Here is a 17,653-nt window from a genome sequence, read left to right as displayed (position 1 = left end):
TCCTCTGTGAAATCCCCTACCCGCCTTGCCGAACTGATCGCCGCATTACGCGTACTGCCTGGCATCGGACCAAAATCCGCGCAGCGCATGGCTTATCACCTGCTGCAGCGCGACCGGCAGGGTGCGGTCAGACTGGGTCACGCCATTGAACAGGCGCTGACCCAGCTCAACCATTGCGAACTGTGTAATGACTTTAGTGAAACGCCTATCTGCCCGCTGTGCTCGGATTCCGCGCGCGATACCAGCCAATTGGCCGTGATCGAAATGCCGACCGACCTGCTGATGATGGAGCAAACGCAAAGCTATCACGGCTTGTATTTTGTGCTGATGGGGCGATTATCGCCACTGGATGGCATCGGCCCGCGTGAAATCCACCTTGACCGCCTGATTCAGCGCGCCAGCAATGGCACGGTGCAGGAAGTCATCCTCGCTACCAACTTCACCATGGAAGGTGAAGCCACCGCACACGCCATCACCGAACTGCTGCGCGCACGCGGTATCGCCGTCAGTCGCATCGCTCGCGGCGTACCGGTGGGAGGCGAACTTGAACACATTGATTCCGGCACACTGGCACAAGCACTGACTGACAGACGGCGCTGCGACACCAACTAAAGGCCTGCAAACACCATGACTAACTGCGAATTATGCGAAACGACCGGGGGAGAACTGCTGTGGCAGGATGCCTTCTGCAGGGTGATACTGGTTGCTGACAATGACTATCCCGGATTTTGCCGGGTCATCTGGCATGAGCACATCAAAGAGATGAGTGATCTGACTACAGTGCAACAAAACCGCATGATGCGCGTGGTGTTTGCAGTAGAAGCCGCCGTGCGCGACACATTAAAACCAGACAAAATCAATCTGGCCAGCCTGGGCAATATGGTGCCGCATCTGCACTGGCACGTCATTCCGCGCTTCAAGGAAGACAAGCACTTTCCCAATCCGATCTGGGGTGAAGCGCAGCGCGAAACCAATCCCAACCAGGACAACAACCTGATCGCCAGCGTACTCAGGGCCACCTTGTCACAGCGCCTGTCCTGACATTGTAATCACGCCGGTAGCCTCAAGCTACTTTCACCACCCGCGTAGCCGGGAAGCACGCACTGAAACAACTGCCCTTACCTACCTTGCTCTCAATTGCAAGACGTCCCTGATGGCGAGTCAGCACATGCTTGACAATGGCCAGCCCCAGCCCGGTACCGCCTGTTTCACGAGAACGGCCACGATCAACCCGGTAAAAACGTTCGGTTAATCGCGGTATATGCTGGGCTTCGATACCCTCGCCGCTATCCCGCACACTGAAGCACAGCGCGTTATCACGCCAACCCCAGCGCAACGTTATGGCGCCACCGGGCGGGGTATAACGTACGGCATTACTTACCAGATTGCCCAGCGCGCTGGTCAACTCATCCGCATTACCGATTAACGCATCCTCGCTCTCGCTTTCCAGCGTGATATCGTGCCGCCCCGCACTCAGACTCAGCGCATCCTGATACAGAGATTGCACCAGTTGCGACATACTGACAGGCGCTTCGACCAGGCGGTTCTGCGGGCTTTCCAGCCGCGACAAAGTCAGCAGATCATCCACCAGCCGGCGCATACGCTCGGTCTGCTGCTGCATCAGGTCGCAATATTTATGGAAATCGGCGGGCGGAATGCTGCCCATATCGAGGAAGGTTTCCAGAAAACCGCCGACGACGGTTAATGGCGTACGCAACTCATGGGAAACATTCGCCACAAAATCACGGCGCATCGCCTCAACCATCTCGAACTGGGTGATATCGCGCGAAATCAGCATTTTCTGATTATCGCCGAACGGCACCATCTGCACCGACAGACTCATCTCCCGGCTGGCGGGTGATTTCATCACCAGCGGCTCGCGATAATCATCACCGCTCAGATATTCATGGAATGTCGACTGACGTATGAGGTAACCAATAAACTGACCGCGGTCAGCATTATCATCCAGACCGAAATGACGCCCTGCTGCCGGATTGAACCAGTCGATCTGATCTGCCTCATTCAGCATCACGATGCCATCGGGAATCGCCTGTGCAGCATGCTCGAACCGTTCCAGCACCGCAGACAGCTTGGAAGTACTGCGCTTCTGCCGTCGCATCAGCCGATCGAGACCATAAAAAATCTCATCCCAGGCACCACTTGCCGACGGTATACGAGTGCGTTCGCCATGCTCCAGCCAGGTTGCTAGCGCCGCCATCTGCCGCAAATGATACCCAAGATAAATCAGCAGACCTGCAATGAAAACAACCGTTGCAACCATTAAGCCCCAAAACAGCGCTGCACTCAGTGCAACGGCAATCAGGGCGCACAACATCAACAATGGCCGCCACCAAAAATCAATCAAATCGTTCTCCGCTTTCGCTCACAGGCCTTGCCCATATTATACCTGTGCAGACAACCGATAACCCGCGCCGCGCACGGTATCAATCAGACTTTCGTGACCGGAGACTTCCAGTGCCAGACGCAAACGACGGATATGCACATCTACCGTACGCTCTTCAACAAACACATGATCGCCCCACACATGGTCAAGCAATTGCGCACGTGAATAAACGCGCTCCGGATGTGTCATCATGAAATGCAGCAAACGAAATTCAGTCGGACCCAACTCCAGCGGCACGCTGTTACCCATCACCCGATGGCTCACCGGATCCAGACTCAAACCGCGGATTTCCACGCGATCTTCCGTCATTTGTGGCGCACGACGACGCAATACCGCTTTGATCCGGGCGGTCAATTCTTTAGGGGAAAACGGCTTGGTAATATAATCGTCAGCGCCGGTTTCCAGCCCGAGCACTTTGTCACGCTCATCGCCACGCGCGGTAAGCATGATAATCGGTACATTTTTCATGCGCGTATCCGCGCGGAACATGCGTGCCAGCTCAATACCGCTCATACCCGGCAACATCCAGTCCAGCAGCACCAGATCCGGCAACACCTCACGCACCAGCGTTATCGCCTGCTCCGCCGAATCCGCACACATCACCGCATGACCGGCTTGCGTCAGATTAAACTTAACCAGCTCCTGGATACCTGATTCATCTTCGACCAACAAAATTGTCGCGGCCATGAATAACCTCTTTGGATTCAATTATAATAGTCAGGTATGTTATGACAGCAAAATGACAAAATGATGACAAAAACAGCTTCGACTTCATTCTATCGTATTTTCTTAACATGTTAGTGTTAGGCATAGAATCCTCCTGCGACGAAACCGGAGTCGCGCTCTACGACACCCATCTCGGACTGCTCGCGCACGCTCTGCATACCCAGATCGCCATGCATGCCGAATACGGTGGCGTAGTGCCGGAGCTGGCATCGCGCGACCATATCCGTCGCGTGTTGCCGCTCACGCGCCAGATACTCGCTGAATCGCAACGTCAGTTAAGTGATATTAATGCCATTGCCTACACCGAAGGTCCCGGCCTGGCAGGTGCCTTGCTGGTCGGCACCGGTATCGCGCACGCCCTCGGCGTCGCCCTGGATATACCCGTGCTTGGCGTGCACCACCTGGAAGGCCATTTGCTGTCGCCGCTATTATCCGCCGACCCGCCCGCTTACCCGTTTGTCGCGCTGCTGGTCTCCGGTGGGCATACCCAATTAATGCATGTTACGGATGTTGGACAATATGCCATGCTGGGCGACACCCTCGATGATGCCGCAGGCGAAGCCTTTGACAAAACCGCGCAATTACTGGGATTGCCTTATCCGGGCGGTGCCGCATTGTCGAAACTGGCGCAGAACGGCGACCCGACGCTCTTCAGACTGCCACGGCCGATGCAGCACTCCGGAGACTTGAATTTCAGTTTCAGCGGCTTGAAAACTGCAGTGCTCACGCTCAGTCAGAAACACCCCGACCCGGCAGATCACGCCGACATCGCCGCCGCGTTCCAACTGGCGATGACCGACGTACTCAGTAGCAAATCGCTGGCCGCGCTCAAAGCCACGCGCAGCAAGCGACTGGTAGTCGCCGGGGGAGTAGGTGCGAATCAGCAACTGCGCACTGCTTTGCATGCAGCGGCCAAGAAGGTGGGTGCTACAGTGTATTTTCCAGAACTGGAATTTTGCACCGACAACGGCGCCATGATTGCTTATGCCGGCGCGATGCGCTTACGCCATGGTGGATATGCCGCAGGCAAATTCACCGTACGCCCGCGCTGGGATCTGGAGAGCATGGAAGCCCCGGCCTGATCAACATCATTCGTAAGTTGGGTTAGGCACAGCCATAACCCAACTTACATCACTACCAGCGCACATGCGGGAACATATCCCGCACCACCCTTAATAATGCAGCACCGCCCGGTAACTCCGTGACGATATTCGGAAATGCCAGCAGCCCCAGCACCAGCGCCAGCACCGCCACCAGTAATACATTGGAAAACACGCTTTCCGGACGCAGCACGCCCCAATAACGCATCGCCAGGAACATCACATCTTTACGGTGTTCCTTCATGCGCCGCCAGCGCAGCAGCAGCTTCACCAGCAAGTACACCGCATAACCGCCGGTCAGCGCAGAGAACACCACGCGGAAGATGCCGAACAGATCCATCTCGCCGCGCGCCAGATGCTGGTAAAACCATGACACCACACCCACCGACAGCGAAGCCATTACCGCAATCAACACATTCAGCAGCAAACGCCGGCGTTCACGCGCCAGATCCTGCTGGCGCTGGATAAAGAAGCTGTCCACTTCGGTTTTGAAATACTCCACCTTCTCCTGTACCAGCGACGAAATCTCGCGCTTCGCTACCGCCACCCGTTCATCCAGCACACTGGCAAGGCGCTCTCCGGCATAATCCACCAGCTCGCGCACATCATCCTTGGTAAACTGGCGCTGGTTATGCAGCTCTGCCGAAATCTTGTCCAGCTTCAGATCAATCTCATGGCTGGTGCTCTGCACCACATCACGCAACTCTGCACCGACCTGCGCAGCTCCCTCTTTGACCACTTCCCCCAGCTTATCGCCCGCCAAAGCAATCGAATCGCGCGACACCTCGGTCAGTTGGCTACGCGCATAATCCATTTCTTTTTCAAACCAAGCCATCATTCACCTCGCAGTCAGAGCGCCAGCAGGCGCAACCACAAATCTGTCATTCCTGTTCTGCCAGGAGCGATGCATGCAGATTTGTGCCATGCCTATCAGCTGTTTGTGGATATAGAAGCCTTAGTTGCGTGCAATTGCAGCCCTAATGCACGCACCACTTTCATAATCGTTGCAAATTCGGGATTACCGTCAGGCGAAAGTGCTTTGTACAAACTTTCACGACCTAGCCCCGTTTCTCTGGCAATTTGAGCCATTCCTTTAGCTCGAGCTATATCGCCGATTGCTGCCGATATAAGGACCGGATCGGCCTCTTCGAAAGCCGCTTCCAAGTATGCAGCCATATCTTCCTCGGTTTCCAGATGTTCCGCCACATCCCACAGACGAGTAGCATTTTTTGCCATGTTTAACTCCTAGAGAATTTGTGCCATTTCAATTGCAGTATGGATGTCTTTGGCTTGGGTGCGCTTGTCCCCACCAGCCAACAAAACGATCAGTGTTTCGCCTCGCTGAACAAAATAGACTCGATAGCCGGGACCATAGTCTATCCGCAACTCCGAGACGCCACTACCTACCGGCTTCACATCTCCGGGATTGCCAAGAGATAAACGACGGATACGCACATCAATGCGAGCGCGCGCCACCCGATCTTTCAGCGAGGCAAACCATGAGGCATAGTATTCGGTTTGGCGAATCTCGATCATTAGCCTATTGTATCCCTAAGGATACATATATACAATAACGCTCTACACCACGCAACACTTGGGTCAGTTGGCTACGCGCATAATCCATTTTTTTTCAATCCAAGCCATCATTCACCTCGCAGTCAGATACTCACTTACGCTTGGCAAAACGCCCTTCTTCACCGGCCAACAAGCGTTGAATATTCGCCCGATGCCGCCAGAAGATCAACACTGTTAATACCGATAACGCCGCAAGCGCAACTATATCCCCCAGCAGATAGTAGCCGAATACTGGCGCTACCGCCGCCGCCACCAGCGCCGCCAGTGACGAAACCCGCGAAATCACAAACACCGCAACCCAGATCGACACACACACCAGTCCCAGCCACAGCGAAACCGCGAACAGCACACCCACCGCCGTAGCCACGCCCTTGCCACCTTTAAAGCCGAAGAACACCGGATACAAATGCCCCAGAAACACCGCCACTGCCGCGGCATAGATTACCCAGCCCGGCAACTGATAGCGCACGCTCAAATAGCCCGCCAGCCACACCGCCAGCCAGCCTTTCGCCATATCACCCAGCAGCGTCAGCACCGCCGCCGACTTGCGCCCGGTACGCAACATATTGGTCGCCCCTGGATTGCCCGAACCATGGCTGCGCGGATCCGGCAAGCCGAAAGCACGGCTGACCAGCACCGCAAACGACAACGACCCCAACAAATAAGCCAACACCACCACCACTAACGCCATCATCGTCATTCCGCATCAATTCTAAAAAACATATTGTAACCGCGAGTCAGTGATTTCCATATAAATGGACCTGGACACGCCTGCCTACACTCATCCACTCACTATCATTTCCGGTTTTATATTGATAAAAACGCTATCAATGATTACAATGCAATCATTCAGCAGGAGTATTCACATGGCCAGCATTACCATACGTAACCTCGACGAATCCATTAAAACGGATTTACGCATACTGGCGGCACAGCACGGCAATTCCATGGAAGAAGAAGCCAGACAAATTCTGAAACGCGCTTTGGCAAGCAACACAAGCGGACTGGGTAGCAAAATCTCGCAACGTTTCGCTGCATTGGGTGGCGTAGAGTTACCCCTTCCAGCACGCACACTATCCCGACCGACCCCTGATTTTGGCGAATAATGCCGCTGCATGATACTACTCGACACTAACGTGCTATCCGAGCTCATGCGCCCCAAACCTGATGAGCTTGTATTACACTGGATAGACCAGCAACCGGCAGCGCACCTGTGGATTAGCGCCATTACGCGTGCTGAAATAAACCTGGGGCTGGCGTTATTACCTGATAGCAAACGTAAGCAGTCACTCATGGATATTGCAGAAAACATGTTTATTGAAGACTTCGCGAACCGCTGCCTGGCTTTTGAACAACATGCCGCTGACACATACGCAAAAATAGTCTCCAACCGTAAAAAACTGGGCATTCCTATTAGCGTCGAAGACGCACAAATCGCTGCAATCGCATGCGTCAATTCATTAGCTATTGCTACGCGCAATATTAAGGATTTCAGCAATATCGAAGGACTGGTCATTATTGACCCGTGGGGAAATACCAACTGATTTACAACATCTGAACAACAGCAACACCTGCCGTATTACGTCACATTGCGCCGGAATTTAACTACCAAAAAAATCACTGCCACCTGTCCCGAATTTTTTAAAGCAACGCAACGCAACATCTTCACAACAGAAAACCAGGCAATCGCTTTTAAAAAAATTCGTTTTCCAACACCGTTAAACCATGATAAATAAGGCGTTTAAGCCATATGCCATAATATTTACGAGTGTTTTTCAAACCACTCCACAACTGCTCAATTGTGAAATATTTGTAAAATCAACCGCCGCAACAACACCTGGCACAACGCTTGCGTATAATCATTCGAACACCAGATCAACACCAAGGTGTTTTAGCTATATTCACTTTATTAGGAGATACACAATGAACAACATGCAAAAAGTACAAAAGGGTTTTACCCTGATTGAATTGATGATCGTGGTTGCGATTATCGGTATTCTGGCTGCGATTGCGATTCCTGCCTATAGCAATTATGTTAAAAAAGCTAAATTCACTGAAGTTGTACAGGCAAGCCAAGGGGTCAAAACTTCAGTAGAAATTTGTATCCAAGATTTGGGCATAGCTGCTGGCGGAACACCTACTGGTTGCACTACAGGCAGTAACGGAATTGTGGCTATTAGCGGCACCAAATACGTGAATGCCGCAAACAGTTCCGTCACAGATGGCAAAATCACAATGACTCCTAATGCTGTGGAAGGTATTGCTGCTACTGACACATATATCCTAACACCTACAGTTGGTGCTAACGGATCGGTAACTTGGGCTAACACTGGTAGCGGATGTCTTGCAACCCAGTTGTGTAAATAATTTATTATTTGTTTAAATAAAAATCCCCTCGCTGAGGGGATTTTTTTTGAAATAAAATTCATCTAAATTCAAAACTAGCACGAATAAAATATTCGTTTTTGCTTAGAGTTGTTTATAACATAACCTAACGCCATGAACCTTACCCGATCAATTTACCTACTATTTCTTATAGCGTTAATTCTCTCCGGCTTTTGGTATATTGGTAGCGCCCTAACTGCATTAATGCTATTAACCGCGGTAATGGTAGGGGGTAGCGCTATATTTAAACAAAAAATCTGGCGAGATTATTCATTAACCAAACTGATGCTGATTTACCTTACTTGGCTGTTTATAGTTGCTTATAGTAGCAATATACCTAACCCTAGCATCTTAGCAGTGGCAGTATTGGCAGGATTACCTGTACTTTATCTAACCGCATCTAACTCTTCCATCTTAGGTGAAACATGGCATCAGTTACGTATAATGTTTTTCCTCAGCGGGGTAGGCTTGGCAATGTGGGGTTTATGGCAAGTCATCGCTCATATCGGTTATGGCTGGCCTGTTGGCCCCTTGGTTGATCGTAACGTTTTTGCAGCATTGATGAACCTATTATGGTTTCCAGCTGCCTATCTATATTTGACCAACACCCAGATTCGTAGCAAGGCAATCTTATACGGAGCTGGCTTGTTTATTATCAGCATGGCATTGTTTGCCACAGCATCACGGGCGGGGATCGCAACCTGGTTGCTACTATTACCTCTGTTTTTATGGGCAGGAGTGCGGTATACGAAAGCTAAATGGTGGGTTGCTAGCATACCCCTCTTAGCTCTATTAGGCTATTACGCCGGTGCCAATTTAGGTGTGGACACAAATATTGCCAATCGTAGCTATGCATTAAGCCAAGATGCATCCACCAGCGCGCGTTTATTGATGTGGCAATCAACCATAAAAATGGCTATTGCTCACCCTTTAACAGGCACAGGCTGGGGAACATTTGCTGGCATCTACCCTGCTTTTCGATCTCATCAAGAGAACTCAACCGCCGGTGTTTCAGCTCATAATGACTATTTACAGCTAGCTGCAGAGGGCGGGTTTCCCGCACTAATAATATTACTGGTTATGCTACTTGGCATTGTCTGGCAATTACGTTCCAGCATTAAACTGAGCCATAAATCAGAGGGTTTCGAAAGTAACGCATTGTTATTAGGGGTACTGGCGATTTTCATCCATGCCAGCCTAAATTTTATTTTCAGCTTCGCTTTTATGAACATCATTGCGGGAATATATCTTGCCCGCGCTGCGCAACTAACTGAAATACCTTGCACAACAAACCTACCGAGGTTTGATTCAATCAGCCACCCAATAAAATATTTAGTAGCAAGTTTTACTATTTTACTTATTGCTACACCTTTCGCCCTGCATCTTATTGCGCAAGCATGCTTAACTGGATCGCAACCCGGTTTAAAACTGTTAAACCGCATAGCACCGAATATTACCACCTATGACATCGCCAAACTCATCACCGCCATACGCCCAGAAGAGGGCATTGCACAAGAAGTCATGCTGCAAGTGGCTGAGTCTGGCTTGGAGAATAGCAATGGAATAAGTATGACCGGCGGCAACTTTAAACGCGAATTACTTAATGAAGCGCTGAATCGATACGATACAATTCGTTCACAAACTGCGAACAGTCCAAGCATAGGTGTACGTGAAGTGAAAACCCTACTTGCGCATCAAGCCGACCTCCCCCCCAATTTCGCCTATGCCAAAGCACATGACATCATAGTCACCAACTTAAAAACAGCTCCTTACCATGTAGACAGTTTAATAGTTTTTGCTCGTCTGCGTGTAGCTGAAGGGCATCGTGATGATGCAATACGTACATTACAATGGGCAAAAAGCCAAGTTCTCAGCCAACGAGACTTCCAGCTATTAGACGTCGAAATATTACGTCAACTAGCCGCGCCTAAAATCATTCCCGAACTGGATGACATAGAAAAACAATTGCGGCAGGTGCGCTCTGATTCAGAGACTGGCAAGCCATTAATTCTGGCGCCTCACTTCAGCGAGGATATCGATAAGAGACTACAGACGATTGCAACCCAGATTCAATCACCCCACTAATCTCTACTTTCTGTGGTTGCCGTATTGTTCACGGCAACCACACACCATCAATGCCGCGTCTCCCCCTCCAGCGCAGTCACATTCGGCAACCACAGTTGCGCCGCATCTATCGGGTCAAAGCGATAATGGCGGTTGCAGAATTCGCACTGCACTTCAATCTGGCCTTGCTCTTCCAGCACGGACTCTATCTCTTCGCGCCCCAGCATTTTAAGCATGTCGGCGACGCGTGAGCGCGAGCAAGTGCAGGCAAAGCGCACAGACTCGGCCTCGAATACGCGCAGGTCTTCTTCGTGGAACAGTCGATGCAGGATCATTGCAGCATCCAGCGTCAATAATTCTTCCTCTTTCAGGGTTGCGGCGAGATGGGTGGCACGGTTCCACGCATCGGGATCGCCATCCACCATATCCGGCAGTTTCTGCAACAGCATGCCGGCGGCACATTCCTCATCGGCGGCCAGTACGATGTGGGTATCGAGTTGCTCGGATTGCGCCATGTAATGCATCAGTGCGGCGGCGACGTCAGTGCCTTGCAGCGGCACGATACCCTGATAGGCCTGTTTGTCAGCACTGACCGGATCCAGGGTAATAATCAAACGGCCTTCGCCCAGCAAATCCGCAAAGTTACCGATAGTAAGATCACCGTCCCACTGTGCAGTGGCGCGCAGCGTACGCTCCGATGTCGCCTCGACTACCAGCAATTTCACCGCACCCTCGCCCTGCATCTGCAGGATCATGCTGCCTTCAAATTTCAGGGTGGCGATCAGTAACGCGCTGGCGGCCATCAGTTCACCGAGCAAAGTCTGCAGCGGTGCCGGGTATTCGGCGTGCTTGAGCACTTCGCGCCAGGTTTCATCGAGGCTGACTAATTCGCCGCGCACGGCGGCGTGTTCAAACATAAAACGGGTCAGGCTGTCAGTAGTAAGCATGTTGAATCAATGAGTAACGAATTAGGGGTGATTATACCGCTTGTCAGCCAGTTGGACTTTATGCATAGTTGCGGTTTTTCACGTATCCCCGGATAAATCCATGTTACCTGCGATTGAACAGCGTCTTGCCGCTGAAATGAATGTCCGCCCGCAACAAGTGATGGCGGCCGTAGCCCTGCTCGACGAAGGCGCCACCGTGCCGTTTATTTCCCGTTACCGCAAGGAAGCTACCGGCGGGCTGGACGATACGCAGATGCGCCATCTGGAAGAACGACTGGGCTATATGCGTGAGCTGGAACTGCGCCGCAGCGCAATCCTGTCGAGCATCACCGAGCAGGGCAAACTGACCCCGGCCCTGCAAAACGAGATTTCGCAGGCTGAATCCAAACAGACGCTGGAAGACCTGTACCTGCCGTATAAACAGAAACGCCGCACCAAGGCGCAGATCGCACGCGAGGCCGGGTTAACACCGCTGGCCGATGCCCTGCTCAATGACCCCACGCTGCATCCGGATACCGCTGCCGCCGCCTATATCGACGCCGACAAAGGCGTGCCGGACAGCAAAGCCGCGCTGGATGGCGCACGCCAGATTCTGATGGAGCGTTTTGCCGAGGACGCCGGACTGCTGGCGCGGTTACGCGAGCATTTGTCCGCTAACGGTATCCTGGTCGCCACCGTGGCCGAGGGCAAGGAAACCGAAGGTGCCAAATTCCGCGATTATTTCGACTACAGCGAGCCACTGAAAGCAGTACCGCCGCACCGGGCGCTGGCGCTGTTCCGTGGCCGCAACGAGGATATCCTGCGCGTTGCACTCAAGCTGCCGGAAGAACTCAGCGATACACCGCAGAGCCACCCTGCCGAGAGCATGATTGCCCGCCAGTTCGGTATCAGCAATCAGAACCGCAGTGCCGATCAGTGGCTGGCCGACACCGTGCGCTGGACCTGGCGCATCAAGCTGGGCATGCATCTGGAACTGGAACTGCTCGGCGACCTGCGCGAACGCGCCGAAACCGAAGCCATCCGCGTGTTTGCCCGCAACCTGCACGACCTGCTGCTCGCGGCGCCGGCTGGATTACGTGCCACCATGGGCCTCGACCCCGGCATCCGCACCGGCGTTAAAGTTGCTATAGTGGATGGCACCGGCAAGCTGCTTGATACCGCTACCGTGTACCCGCACGCGCCGCGCAATGACTGGGATGGTACCTTACATACCCTGGCAACACTGGCACAAAAACATAACGTCGAACTCATCAGCATCGGCAACGGCACCGCCTCGCGCGAAACCGACCAGCTCGCTGCTGACCTGATCGCCCGCCTGCCGCAGTTAAACATGACCAAGGTAGTGGTTTCCGAAGCCGGCGCTTCGGTGTATTCGGCATCGGAATTTGCCGCCAATGAATTTCCGCAACTGGACGTCAGCCTGCGTGGCGCGGTATCCATCGCCCGCCGCTTGCAGGACCCGCTGGCCGAACTGGTGAAAATCGACCCGAAATCCATCGGCGTCGGCCAATACCAGCACGATGTCAGCCAGTCGAAACTGGCGAAAAGCCTGGATGCGGTAGTAGAAGACTGCGTCAATGCGGTCGGCGTCGACGTCAACAGCGCGTCGATACCGCTGCTGGCACGTGTATCCGGATTATCGATGACCATGGCAGAAAACATCGTCAGCTACCGTGACCAGTACGGCCAGTTCGCCAGCCGCGAAGCATTGAAGAAAGTCCCGCGCCTCGGTGCCAAAACCTTTGAACAGGCCGCCGGCTTTCTGCGTGTGCGTGGTGACAATCCGCTCGATGTATCCGCGGTCCATCCGGAAGCCTACCCGGTCGCCGGGCGTATCCTGCAAGACCTCATGCAACGCCTGCAGACCCCCAACCCTGCTGCGCTCATCGGTCAACCCGGCGTATTCAGCCAGGTAGATGCCCGCGCTTATACCGATGAACACTTCGGCCTGCCCACTGTACAGGACATCCTGCGTGAACTGGAGAAACCGGGCCGCGACCCGCGTCCGGCATTCAAGACCGCCACGTTCAAAGCCGGTATCGAGGCGATCAGCGACCTGCAGCCAGGCATGGTGCTGGAAGGCGTGGTCACCAATGTCACCAATTTCGGCGCGTTTGTCGATATTGGCGTGCATCAGGATGGTCTGGTGCACATTTCCGCACTGGCCGACACCTTCGTCAAGGATCCGCACAGCATCGTCAAGGCGGGTGACGTGGTCAAAGTCAAAGTGCAGGAAGTCGATGCCCAGCGCAAGCGCATCGCGCTGACCATGCGCCTGCAGGATGCGGTCACACCACGCGAACCTGCCGCGGCCCGCCCCGCCAAACCGACGCAGCAAGCACCGGCAGCCCCTCAAAATAACGCGATGGCCAGCGCGCTGGCACGTGCCATCAAACAACGAAATTAGCAAACCCCGCAGCACGCGGGGCTTGTAACCCCGCTGTCTTTTTACGCATCAAATCGTCTTCAAAAAGTCATTAAATAGTCATAATCGGTCAGCATAATTCGTCCCAGGACAACGTTTAAACCTGCAGGGTTTAAACGTTTTGCCTCAATTCAACGTTATGCCATCAGGAAGACCATTATGCACACCCTTCTGCAACCCGCCGCAAAACTCATGCAGCAACTGCGTTTACTGCCAAAATTCATCGTGCTGTCAGTGGTTTTTATTACGCCGTTATTTATAGTCACCGCCCTGTTATTCGGCGAATTGCAGAAGTCCGTTTCAGTGGCTGAACAAGAGCAAGCCGGCATGCGCCATATGCAACAAATCAACGACATCATCCGTCTCACCCAGCAGCACCGCGGTTTGCAACACATGCTGCTCAATGGCAATCAGCAGGTCAGCGCAACTGCCGCGCAAATCCGCAACAACATAGACAAAAAGATGGCTCAGTTCGATGACCTGCAAAAATCCGACAATAGTTTCGGTACAGCAGCCACTTGGGCCACACTGAAACAAAACTGGCAAACTCTGGAAAGCAATGTCAGCACAGACCCGTCTAAAACCAGTTATGAGCGCCACACCGCCATACTCAAGCAATTGAATCAGCTCAACACGTTCATTGCCGACAGATCTCATTTAAGCCTGGATGCAATGGCCGAGAGCCATCACCTGATAACTTTATTCACCCGCACTATTCCTATAGTCAGCGACAACCTTGCTGAAATCTCAGGGCGTGGCGCTTCCATCATCGATACCGGTTTATTTGAAGGCAATGAAGATGTGCTGCTTAACTCAGACATCATGCTGACCAGATTCGGCATCGAGCGCATCGCGGATCAACTGCCCAGTCTGTATCATGAAAACCCGGCACTGAAAGCAACGCTGGCGCCGCATACCGCTACCTTGGCCGCCATCAAGGCTTATCTGGAAAGAACCCGAATCGAAGTATTGAATTCAGCCAACCAGACTTCCGGCAACCAGTTTTTTGATGCGGGCAATAAACGCATGGACGAGTTGGCTGCTTTCAGCATGACGACGGCAAATTTGATCAATGGATTACTGCAACAGCGCATTCAGCAAGCAACCGACTGGCGCAATGAAATGATAGCCGGCGTGTTACTGGCACTGGCTATTGCAGGTTATCTGTTCGCCGGCTTTTATACCTCGTTTACCCGTGAAGTTAAATCGCTGGAGCACGCTGTAAACAGCGCAGCAAACGGCGATCTGACCAACGAAATCCGTTCTACCGGCAAAGACGAAATTGGCGGTCTGATCAACGCATTTGGCGGCATGACGCTCAACCTCGCGCAACTGGTCGCCGAAGTACGTACCGGCACACATACCATCAACACCGCCTCACGTGAAATTGCTGCCGGCAATGCCAATCTGTCTTCACGCACCGAATCGCAAGCCGCCTCACTGGAGGAAACAGCCAGCTCCATGGAAGAATTGACCTCGACCGTGAAACAGAATGCCGATAACGCCCATCAGGCCAGTCAATTTGCAGCTTCTGCATCAGGCATTGCGGTTAAAGGCGGCTCTGTCGTGCATCAGGTCATCGACAGCATGGGTTCCATCAAAGACAGCTCCCGCAAGATTGCCGACATCATCGGTGTCATTGACAACATTGCCTTCCAGACCAACATTCTGGCACTCAATGCCGCAGTAGAAGCCGCGCGTGCCGGCGAGCAAGGTCGTGGATTCGCAGTGGTCGCCAAAGAAGTGCGCAGCCTCGCCCAACGCTCTGCAGAAGCGGCCAAGGAAATTAAAATCCTGATCAGCAACTCGGTAAACCAGGTCGAAGTCGGCAGCAAGCTGGTTAATGAAGCCGGCGGCACCATGGAAGAAGTCGTCAGCGCCATCAAGCAGGTCGCCGACATCATGAATGAAATCACGATTGCCAGCAGGGAGCAAAGCTCGGGTATTGCCCAGGTTAACCAGGCGGTTACCCAAATGGATGAAATGACGCAACAGAACGCCGCAATGGTGGAACAGGCCGCTGCCGCTGCCATCAGCCTGCAAAATCAGGCGAGCTCATTAGCTGATACGGTAAGCGTATTCAAACTGGCACAGTCAACCAACGACGACTGGTCGCACCAGCAAGTGTATGACGCTGAAATCATCCCGATGCGCACCCGCCCAACCGCTGCATCCGGCAAATTAGCTGGCAAGTCAGCGCGAACCCGGAAATCATCAATCGCGGCTTAACCACGACAACTGACGGCAATAAAAAAGCGCAATCGTAGGATTGCGCTTTTTTACATCTGAACTACTGAACGACGGGAATTAACCCTTAGCTGCGTAAGCCAGACACCAGCCATGCGGGTTGATATCACCTTCTACCACATTGCAGGTACCATTTGCCTTGGCTGATTTACCTGCTACATACTGCACGCAATTCACGCACTCCAGACCGCCTTTAGGCTTGTCCTGATATTGCAAAGCGGCTTTGGCCATTTTCGCAGCGGCAGCTTCTTTACTTACCAGAGCAGCAGGCACAACTGCGATACTGGCCAATAAAGCGGCACCTTTCAGGAAAGAGCGGCGTGACACTGACTTGTTTGTGATATTTTCCAAAATAAGCTCCCGGATACAAAAGACGCGTTAATCAATATAACCAAATCCTAATATAGACACTGAAGCATTATCTGTCAACCAGTACAAAACTCTCAGTATGCCACCGCTACAGGATCGAGACTGCGCCACAAATACCAGGTCGCTACCGAACGCCAGGGTTGCCAGCGTTCAGCATAACGACGCAATCCCGCTTTATTAAACGGCTGTAGCTCAGGGTAATGCATGGCAAACGCATTTTGCAAACCAATATCATCCACCGGCAGCACATCCGGACGCAACAGATTGAACATCAGAAACATTTCCGCACTCCACTGCCCGATACCGCGAATTTGTGTGAGATCAGCAATGATAGCGGCATCATCCATATTCGGCCAGACTGACGGATCAACCAAGCCATCCGCAAAATGCCGCGCGAGATCATGCAGGTATTCGACCTTGCGCTGCGAATAGCCGCAGGTACGCAGGGCAATAGCCGGTTGCGCCGCGATTGCGGCCGGATTGACCGCTGTCAGTGCCAGCAGGCGCTGCCATACCGTATCAGCCGCTTTGATGGAAATCTGCTGGCCGGTAATCGCCCGCGCCAGCGTCTCAAACGCATTACCGCGACTTTGCAACTGCGTGTGCGGATAGCACGCAATCAACCTTGCCATCACAGCATCAGCCTGTGCTAATTGCCGGGTTGCAAGCGCCCAATAATCAGAATCAGGCTGGAGAGAATATTCACTCATAATATTCTGTTAGGGAAGCACTACTTATGCATTCCCAGATGAACTCGAATGGCATCTTCCAGCGCCAGCATATCGAGTTTGGACAAGGTATCAAGCTGACTCTTCAGTCGGGCTTTATCTGCTGCCATAATCTGGTCAGCCATTGCCTTACCTGGCTTTCCGGCTATCGTTACCAACGCCTCACCTGGATACTGACGCTCTGCGTTGCTGGTCAGCGGCACGACAACAACCCGCGCCAGATTCCGGTTAGCTGCATCATTACTGACAATCACGGCTGGGCGCGTCTTGCGTATCTCGCTCCCTACTGCAGGATCAAACTCCACCCACCAGACTTCACCGCGCTTCATCAGCCATATCTCCAATAATGGCATGACCCCATTCACTGGCCTCAGCTTCACGCTCCTTGTCGGCCGCCATTGCCCGATACCCTTCATCTAACGCGGTATCCAGTACATACGGCCTTACCAGATCTTCAATAAACTGGCTTATACGCCGTTTGCCGACAGTCCGATACAATCCCTCGTAAACGTCTTCATCAAGGGTAATCGTCATTTTTTTGTGCATGGCACCCTCCTTTACACGCTATACGTATAACGTACTAATGCTGATATTCTAGCAGATTTCAGCAACATGTCAGCGTATTCAAAAAATGGATTTATAGCGCCCCCCGAAACATTTGGCATATACTGGACTAATAACCA

At 52.6% G+C, this 17,653-nt stretch carries 20 protein-coding genes; 9 read left to right on the top strand and 11 right to left on the bottom strand.

Going from position 1 to position 17,653, the window contains the following annotated elements; all coding sequences use genetic code 11:
• The first annotated feature begins 6 nt into the window (after positions 1-6).
• Together recR and EJE49_RS02735 are read left to right on the top strand one after the other, a co-directional pair.
• Positions 7-612, top strand: a complete 606-nt coding sequence (recR, locus tag EJE49_RS02740) for a recombination mediator RecR (RefSeq protein WP_124948880.1) — start codon at positions 7-9, stop codon at positions 610-612.
• A gap of 15 nt (positions 613-627) precedes the next feature.
• Positions 628-1,041, top strand: coding sequence for an HIT family protein (locus EJE49_RS02735; protein ID WP_124948879.1), 414 nt, complete (start codon positions 628-630; stop codon positions 1,039-1,041).
• Between the two features lie 22 nt (positions 1,042-1,063).
• Here the strand turns inward: EJE49_RS02735 and phoR are convergent, their stop codons facing one another.
• Together phoR and phoB are read right to left on the bottom strand one after the other, a co-directional pair.
• Positions 1,064-2,365 carry a phosphate regulon sensor histidine kinase PhoR gene (phoR, locus tag EJE49_RS02730; protein ID WP_124948878.1) on the bottom strand — a complete coding sequence of 434 codons (1,302 nt, stop codon included), beginning with the start codon at positions 2,363-2,365 and terminating at the stop codon, positions 1,064-1,066.
• Between the two features lie 36 nt (positions 2,366-2,401).
• Positions 2,402-3,091: a phosphate regulon transcriptional regulator PhoB gene (phoB, locus tag EJE49_RS02725; RefSeq protein ID WP_124948877.1), complete on the bottom strand. Its 690-nt coding sequence runs from the start codon at positions 3,089-3,091 to the stop codon at positions 2,402-2,404.
• Positions 3,092-3,198: 107 nt separating this feature from the next.
• Here phoB and tsaD point away from each other — a divergent pair, with 107 nt between their 5' ends.
• Positions 3,199-4,212: a tRNA (adenosine(37)-N6)-threonylcarbamoyltransferase complex transferase subunit TsaD gene (gene tsaD / locus EJE49_RS02720; protein ID WP_124948876.1), complete on the top strand. Its 1,014-nt coding sequence runs from the start codon at positions 3,199-3,201 to the stop codon at positions 4,210-4,212.
• Between the two features lie 52 nt (positions 4,213-4,264).
• On the opposite strand, the gene EJE49_RS02715 is transcribed toward tsaD, so the two are convergent.
• From EJE49_RS02715 to plsY, 4 genes are all read right to left on the bottom strand, one after another.
• The gene (locus EJE49_RS02715) at positions 4,265-5,068 is read right to left on the bottom strand and encodes a hypothetical protein (RefSeq protein ID WP_223246714.1); all 804 of its coding nucleotides are present in this window, start codon (positions 5,066-5,068) and stop codon (positions 4,265-4,267) included.
• A 92-nt stretch (positions 5,069-5,160) separates the two neighbouring features.
• Positions 5,161-5,466 (bottom strand): addiction module antidote protein, encoded by a 306-nt coding sequence (locus EJE49_RS02710; protein ID WP_124948874.1) that lies wholly within the window; start codon positions 5,464-5,466, stop codon positions 5,161-5,163.
• Positions 5,467-5,475: 9 nt separating this feature from the next.
• Positions 5,476-5,766 (bottom strand): type II toxin-antitoxin system RelE/ParE family toxin, encoded by a 291-nt coding sequence (locus EJE49_RS02705; protein WP_124948873.1) that lies wholly within the window; start codon positions 5,764-5,766, stop codon positions 5,476-5,478.
• A gap of 130 nt (positions 5,767-5,896) precedes the next feature.
• Complete coding sequence (gene plsY / locus EJE49_RS02700; RefSeq protein ID WP_124948872.1) at positions 5,897-6,499, bottom strand: glycerol-3-phosphate 1-O-acyltransferase PlsY; 603 nt, start codon at positions 6,497-6,499, stop codon at positions 5,897-5,899.
• 172 nt (positions 6,500-6,671) lie between these two features.
• Between plsY and EJE49_RS02695 the strand changes: the two genes are divergently transcribed.
• The 4 genes from EJE49_RS02695 (at position 6,672) to EJE49_RS02680 (ending at position 10,275) form a co-directional block, all read left to right on the top strand.
• The gene (locus tag EJE49_RS02695; RefSeq protein WP_124948871.1) at positions 6,672-6,911 is read left to right on the top strand and encodes a FitA-like ribbon-helix-helix domain-containing protein; all 240 of its coding nucleotides are present in this window, start codon (positions 6,672-6,674) and stop codon (positions 6,909-6,911) included.
• A 9-nt stretch (positions 6,912-6,920) separates the two neighbouring features.
• The gene (locus tag EJE49_RS02690; RefSeq protein ID WP_124948870.1) at positions 6,921-7,349 is read left to right on the top strand and encodes a type II toxin-antitoxin system VapC family toxin; all 429 of its coding nucleotides are present in this window, start codon (positions 6,921-6,923) and stop codon (positions 7,347-7,349) included.
• A gap of 388 nt (positions 7,350-7,737) precedes the next feature.
• Entirely contained in the window at positions 7,738-8,172 is a 435-nt protein-coding gene (locus tag EJE49_RS02685; protein ID WP_124949239.1) for a pilin, read from the top strand.
• A gap of 132 nt (positions 8,173-8,304) precedes the next feature.
• Positions 8,305-10,275: an O-antigen ligase family protein gene (locus tag EJE49_RS02680; protein WP_124948869.1), complete on the top strand. Its 1,971-nt coding sequence runs from the start codon at positions 8,305-8,307 to the stop codon at positions 10,273-10,275.
• Between the two features lie 47 nt (positions 10,276-10,322).
• Here EJE49_RS02680 and hslO read toward each other — a convergent pair whose 3' ends face one another.
• Positions 10,323-11,201, bottom strand: coding sequence for an Hsp33 family molecular chaperone HslO (gene hslO / locus EJE49_RS02675; protein WP_124948868.1), 879 nt, complete (start codon positions 11,199-11,201; stop codon positions 10,323-10,325).
• Between the two features lie 100 nt (positions 11,202-11,301).
• Between hslO and EJE49_RS02670 the strand changes: the two genes are divergently transcribed.
• Both EJE49_RS02670 and EJE49_RS02665 read left to right on the top strand, forming a co-directional pair.
• Positions 11,302-13,608 carry a Tex family protein gene (locus EJE49_RS02670; RefSeq protein ID WP_124948867.1) on the top strand — a complete coding sequence of 769 codons (2,307 nt, stop codon included), beginning with the start codon at positions 11,302-11,304 and terminating at the stop codon, positions 13,606-13,608.
• Positions 13,609-13,785: 177 nt separating this feature from the next.
• On the top strand, positions 13,786-15,855 hold the full coding sequence (locus EJE49_RS02665) for a methyl-accepting chemotaxis protein (protein WP_223246713.1): 2,070 nt from the start codon (positions 13,786-13,788) through the stop codon (positions 15,853-15,855).
• Positions 15,856-15,933: 78 nt separating this feature from the next.
• On the opposite strand, the gene EJE49_RS02660 is transcribed toward EJE49_RS02665, so the two are convergent.
• The 4 genes from EJE49_RS02660 to EJE49_RS02645 form a co-directional block, all read right to left on the bottom strand.
• Positions 15,934-16,224, bottom strand: a complete 291-nt coding sequence (locus EJE49_RS02660) for a high-potential iron-sulfur protein (RefSeq protein ID WP_124948866.1) — start codon at positions 16,222-16,224, stop codon at positions 15,934-15,936.
• A 92-nt stretch (positions 16,225-16,316) separates the two neighbouring features.
• The gene (locus EJE49_RS02655) at positions 16,317-16,952 is read right to left on the bottom strand and encodes a DNA-3-methyladenine glycosylase family protein (RefSeq protein WP_124948865.1); all 636 of its coding nucleotides are present in this window, start codon (positions 16,950-16,952) and stop codon (positions 16,317-16,319) included.
• Positions 16,953-16,972: 20 nt separating this feature from the next.
• Positions 16,973-17,323 carry a type II toxin-antitoxin system PemK/MazF family toxin gene (locus tag EJE49_RS02650; protein ID WP_223246712.1) on the bottom strand — a complete coding sequence of 117 codons (351 nt, stop codon included), beginning with the start codon at positions 17,321-17,323 and terminating at the stop codon, positions 16,973-16,975.
• The gene (locus EJE49_RS02645; protein WP_124948863.1) at positions 17,286-17,516 is read right to left on the bottom strand and encodes a DUF8778 family protein; all 231 of its coding nucleotides are present in this window, start codon (positions 17,514-17,516) and stop codon (positions 17,286-17,288) included. Before EJE49_RS02645 ends, EJE49_RS02650 begins: the two co-directional genes overlap by 38 nt.
• Positions 17,517-17,653: the final 137 nt, after the last annotated feature.

Source organism: Sulfuriferula thiophila, assembly GCF_003864975.1.
Classification (GTDB): Bacteria; Pseudomonadota; Gammaproteobacteria; order Burkholderiales; family Sulfuriferulaceae; genus Sulfuriferula; species Sulfuriferula thiophila.
The sequence above is the reverse complement of the archived record's forward strand: the minus strand, read 5'-3'. Positions and strand labels throughout refer to the sequence as shown.

Coding starts and splice junctions, on each gene's coding strand:
- EJE49_RS02715 (WP_223246714.1), bottom strand. CDS start 5,068: ATGATGGCTTGGTTTGAAAAAGAAATGGATTATGCGCGTAGCCAACTG.
- plsY (WP_124948872.1), bottom strand. CDS start 6,499: ATGATGGCGTTAGTGGTGGTGGTGTTGGCTTATTTGTTGGGGTCGTTG.
- EJE49_RS02705 (WP_124948873.1), bottom strand. CDS start 5,766: ATGATCGAGATTCGCCAAACCGAATACTATGCCTCATGGTTTGCCTCG.
- EJE49_RS02690 (WP_124948870.1), top strand. CDS start 6,921: ATGATACTACTCGACACTAACGTGCTATCCGAGCTCATGCGCCCCAAA.
- EJE49_RS02695 (WP_124948871.1), top strand. CDS start 6,672: ATGGCCAGCATTACCATACGTAACCTCGACGAATCCATTAAAACGGAT.
- EJE49_RS02655 (WP_124948865.1), bottom strand. CDS start 16,952: ATGAGTGAATATTCTCTCCAGCCTGATTCTGATTATTGGGCGCTTGCA.
- EJE49_RS02680 (WP_124948869.1), top strand. CDS start 8,305: ATGAACCTTACCCGATCAATTTACCTACTATTTCTTATAGCGTTAATT.
- hslO (WP_124948868.1), bottom strand. CDS start 11,201: ATGCTTACTACTGACAGCCTGACCCGTTTTATGTTTGAACACGCCGCC.
- EJE49_RS02650 (WP_223246712.1), bottom strand. CDS start 17,323: ATGCCATTATTGGAGATATGGCTGATGAAGCGCGGTGAAGTCTGGTGG.
- EJE49_RS02735 (WP_124948879.1), top strand. CDS start 628: ATGACTAACTGCGAATTATGCGAAACGACCGGGGGAGAACTGCTGTGG.
- EJE49_RS02670 (WP_124948867.1), top strand. CDS start 11,302: ATGTTACCTGCGATTGAACAGCGTCTTGCCGCTGAAATGAATGTCCGC.
- EJE49_RS02665 (WP_223246713.1), top strand. CDS start 13,786: ATGCACACCCTTCTGCAACCCGCCGCAAAACTCATGCAGCAACTGCGT.
- EJE49_RS02645 (WP_124948863.1), bottom strand. CDS start 17,516: ATGCACAAAAAAATGACGATTACCCTTGATGAAGACGTTTACGAGGGA.
- EJE49_RS02685 (WP_124949239.1), top strand. CDS start 7,738: ATGCAAAAAGTACAAAAGGGTTTTACCCTGATTGAATTGATGATCGTG.
- phoB (WP_124948877.1), bottom strand. CDS start 3,091: ATGGCCGCGACAATTTTGTTGGTCGAAGATGAATCAGGTATCCAGGAG.
- EJE49_RS02710 (WP_124948874.1), bottom strand. CDS start 5,466: ATGGCAAAAAATGCTACTCGTCTGTGGGATGTGGCGGAACATCTGGAA.
- tsaD (WP_124948876.1), top strand. CDS start 3,199: ATGTTAGTGTTAGGCATAGAATCCTCCTGCGACGAAACCGGAGTCGCG.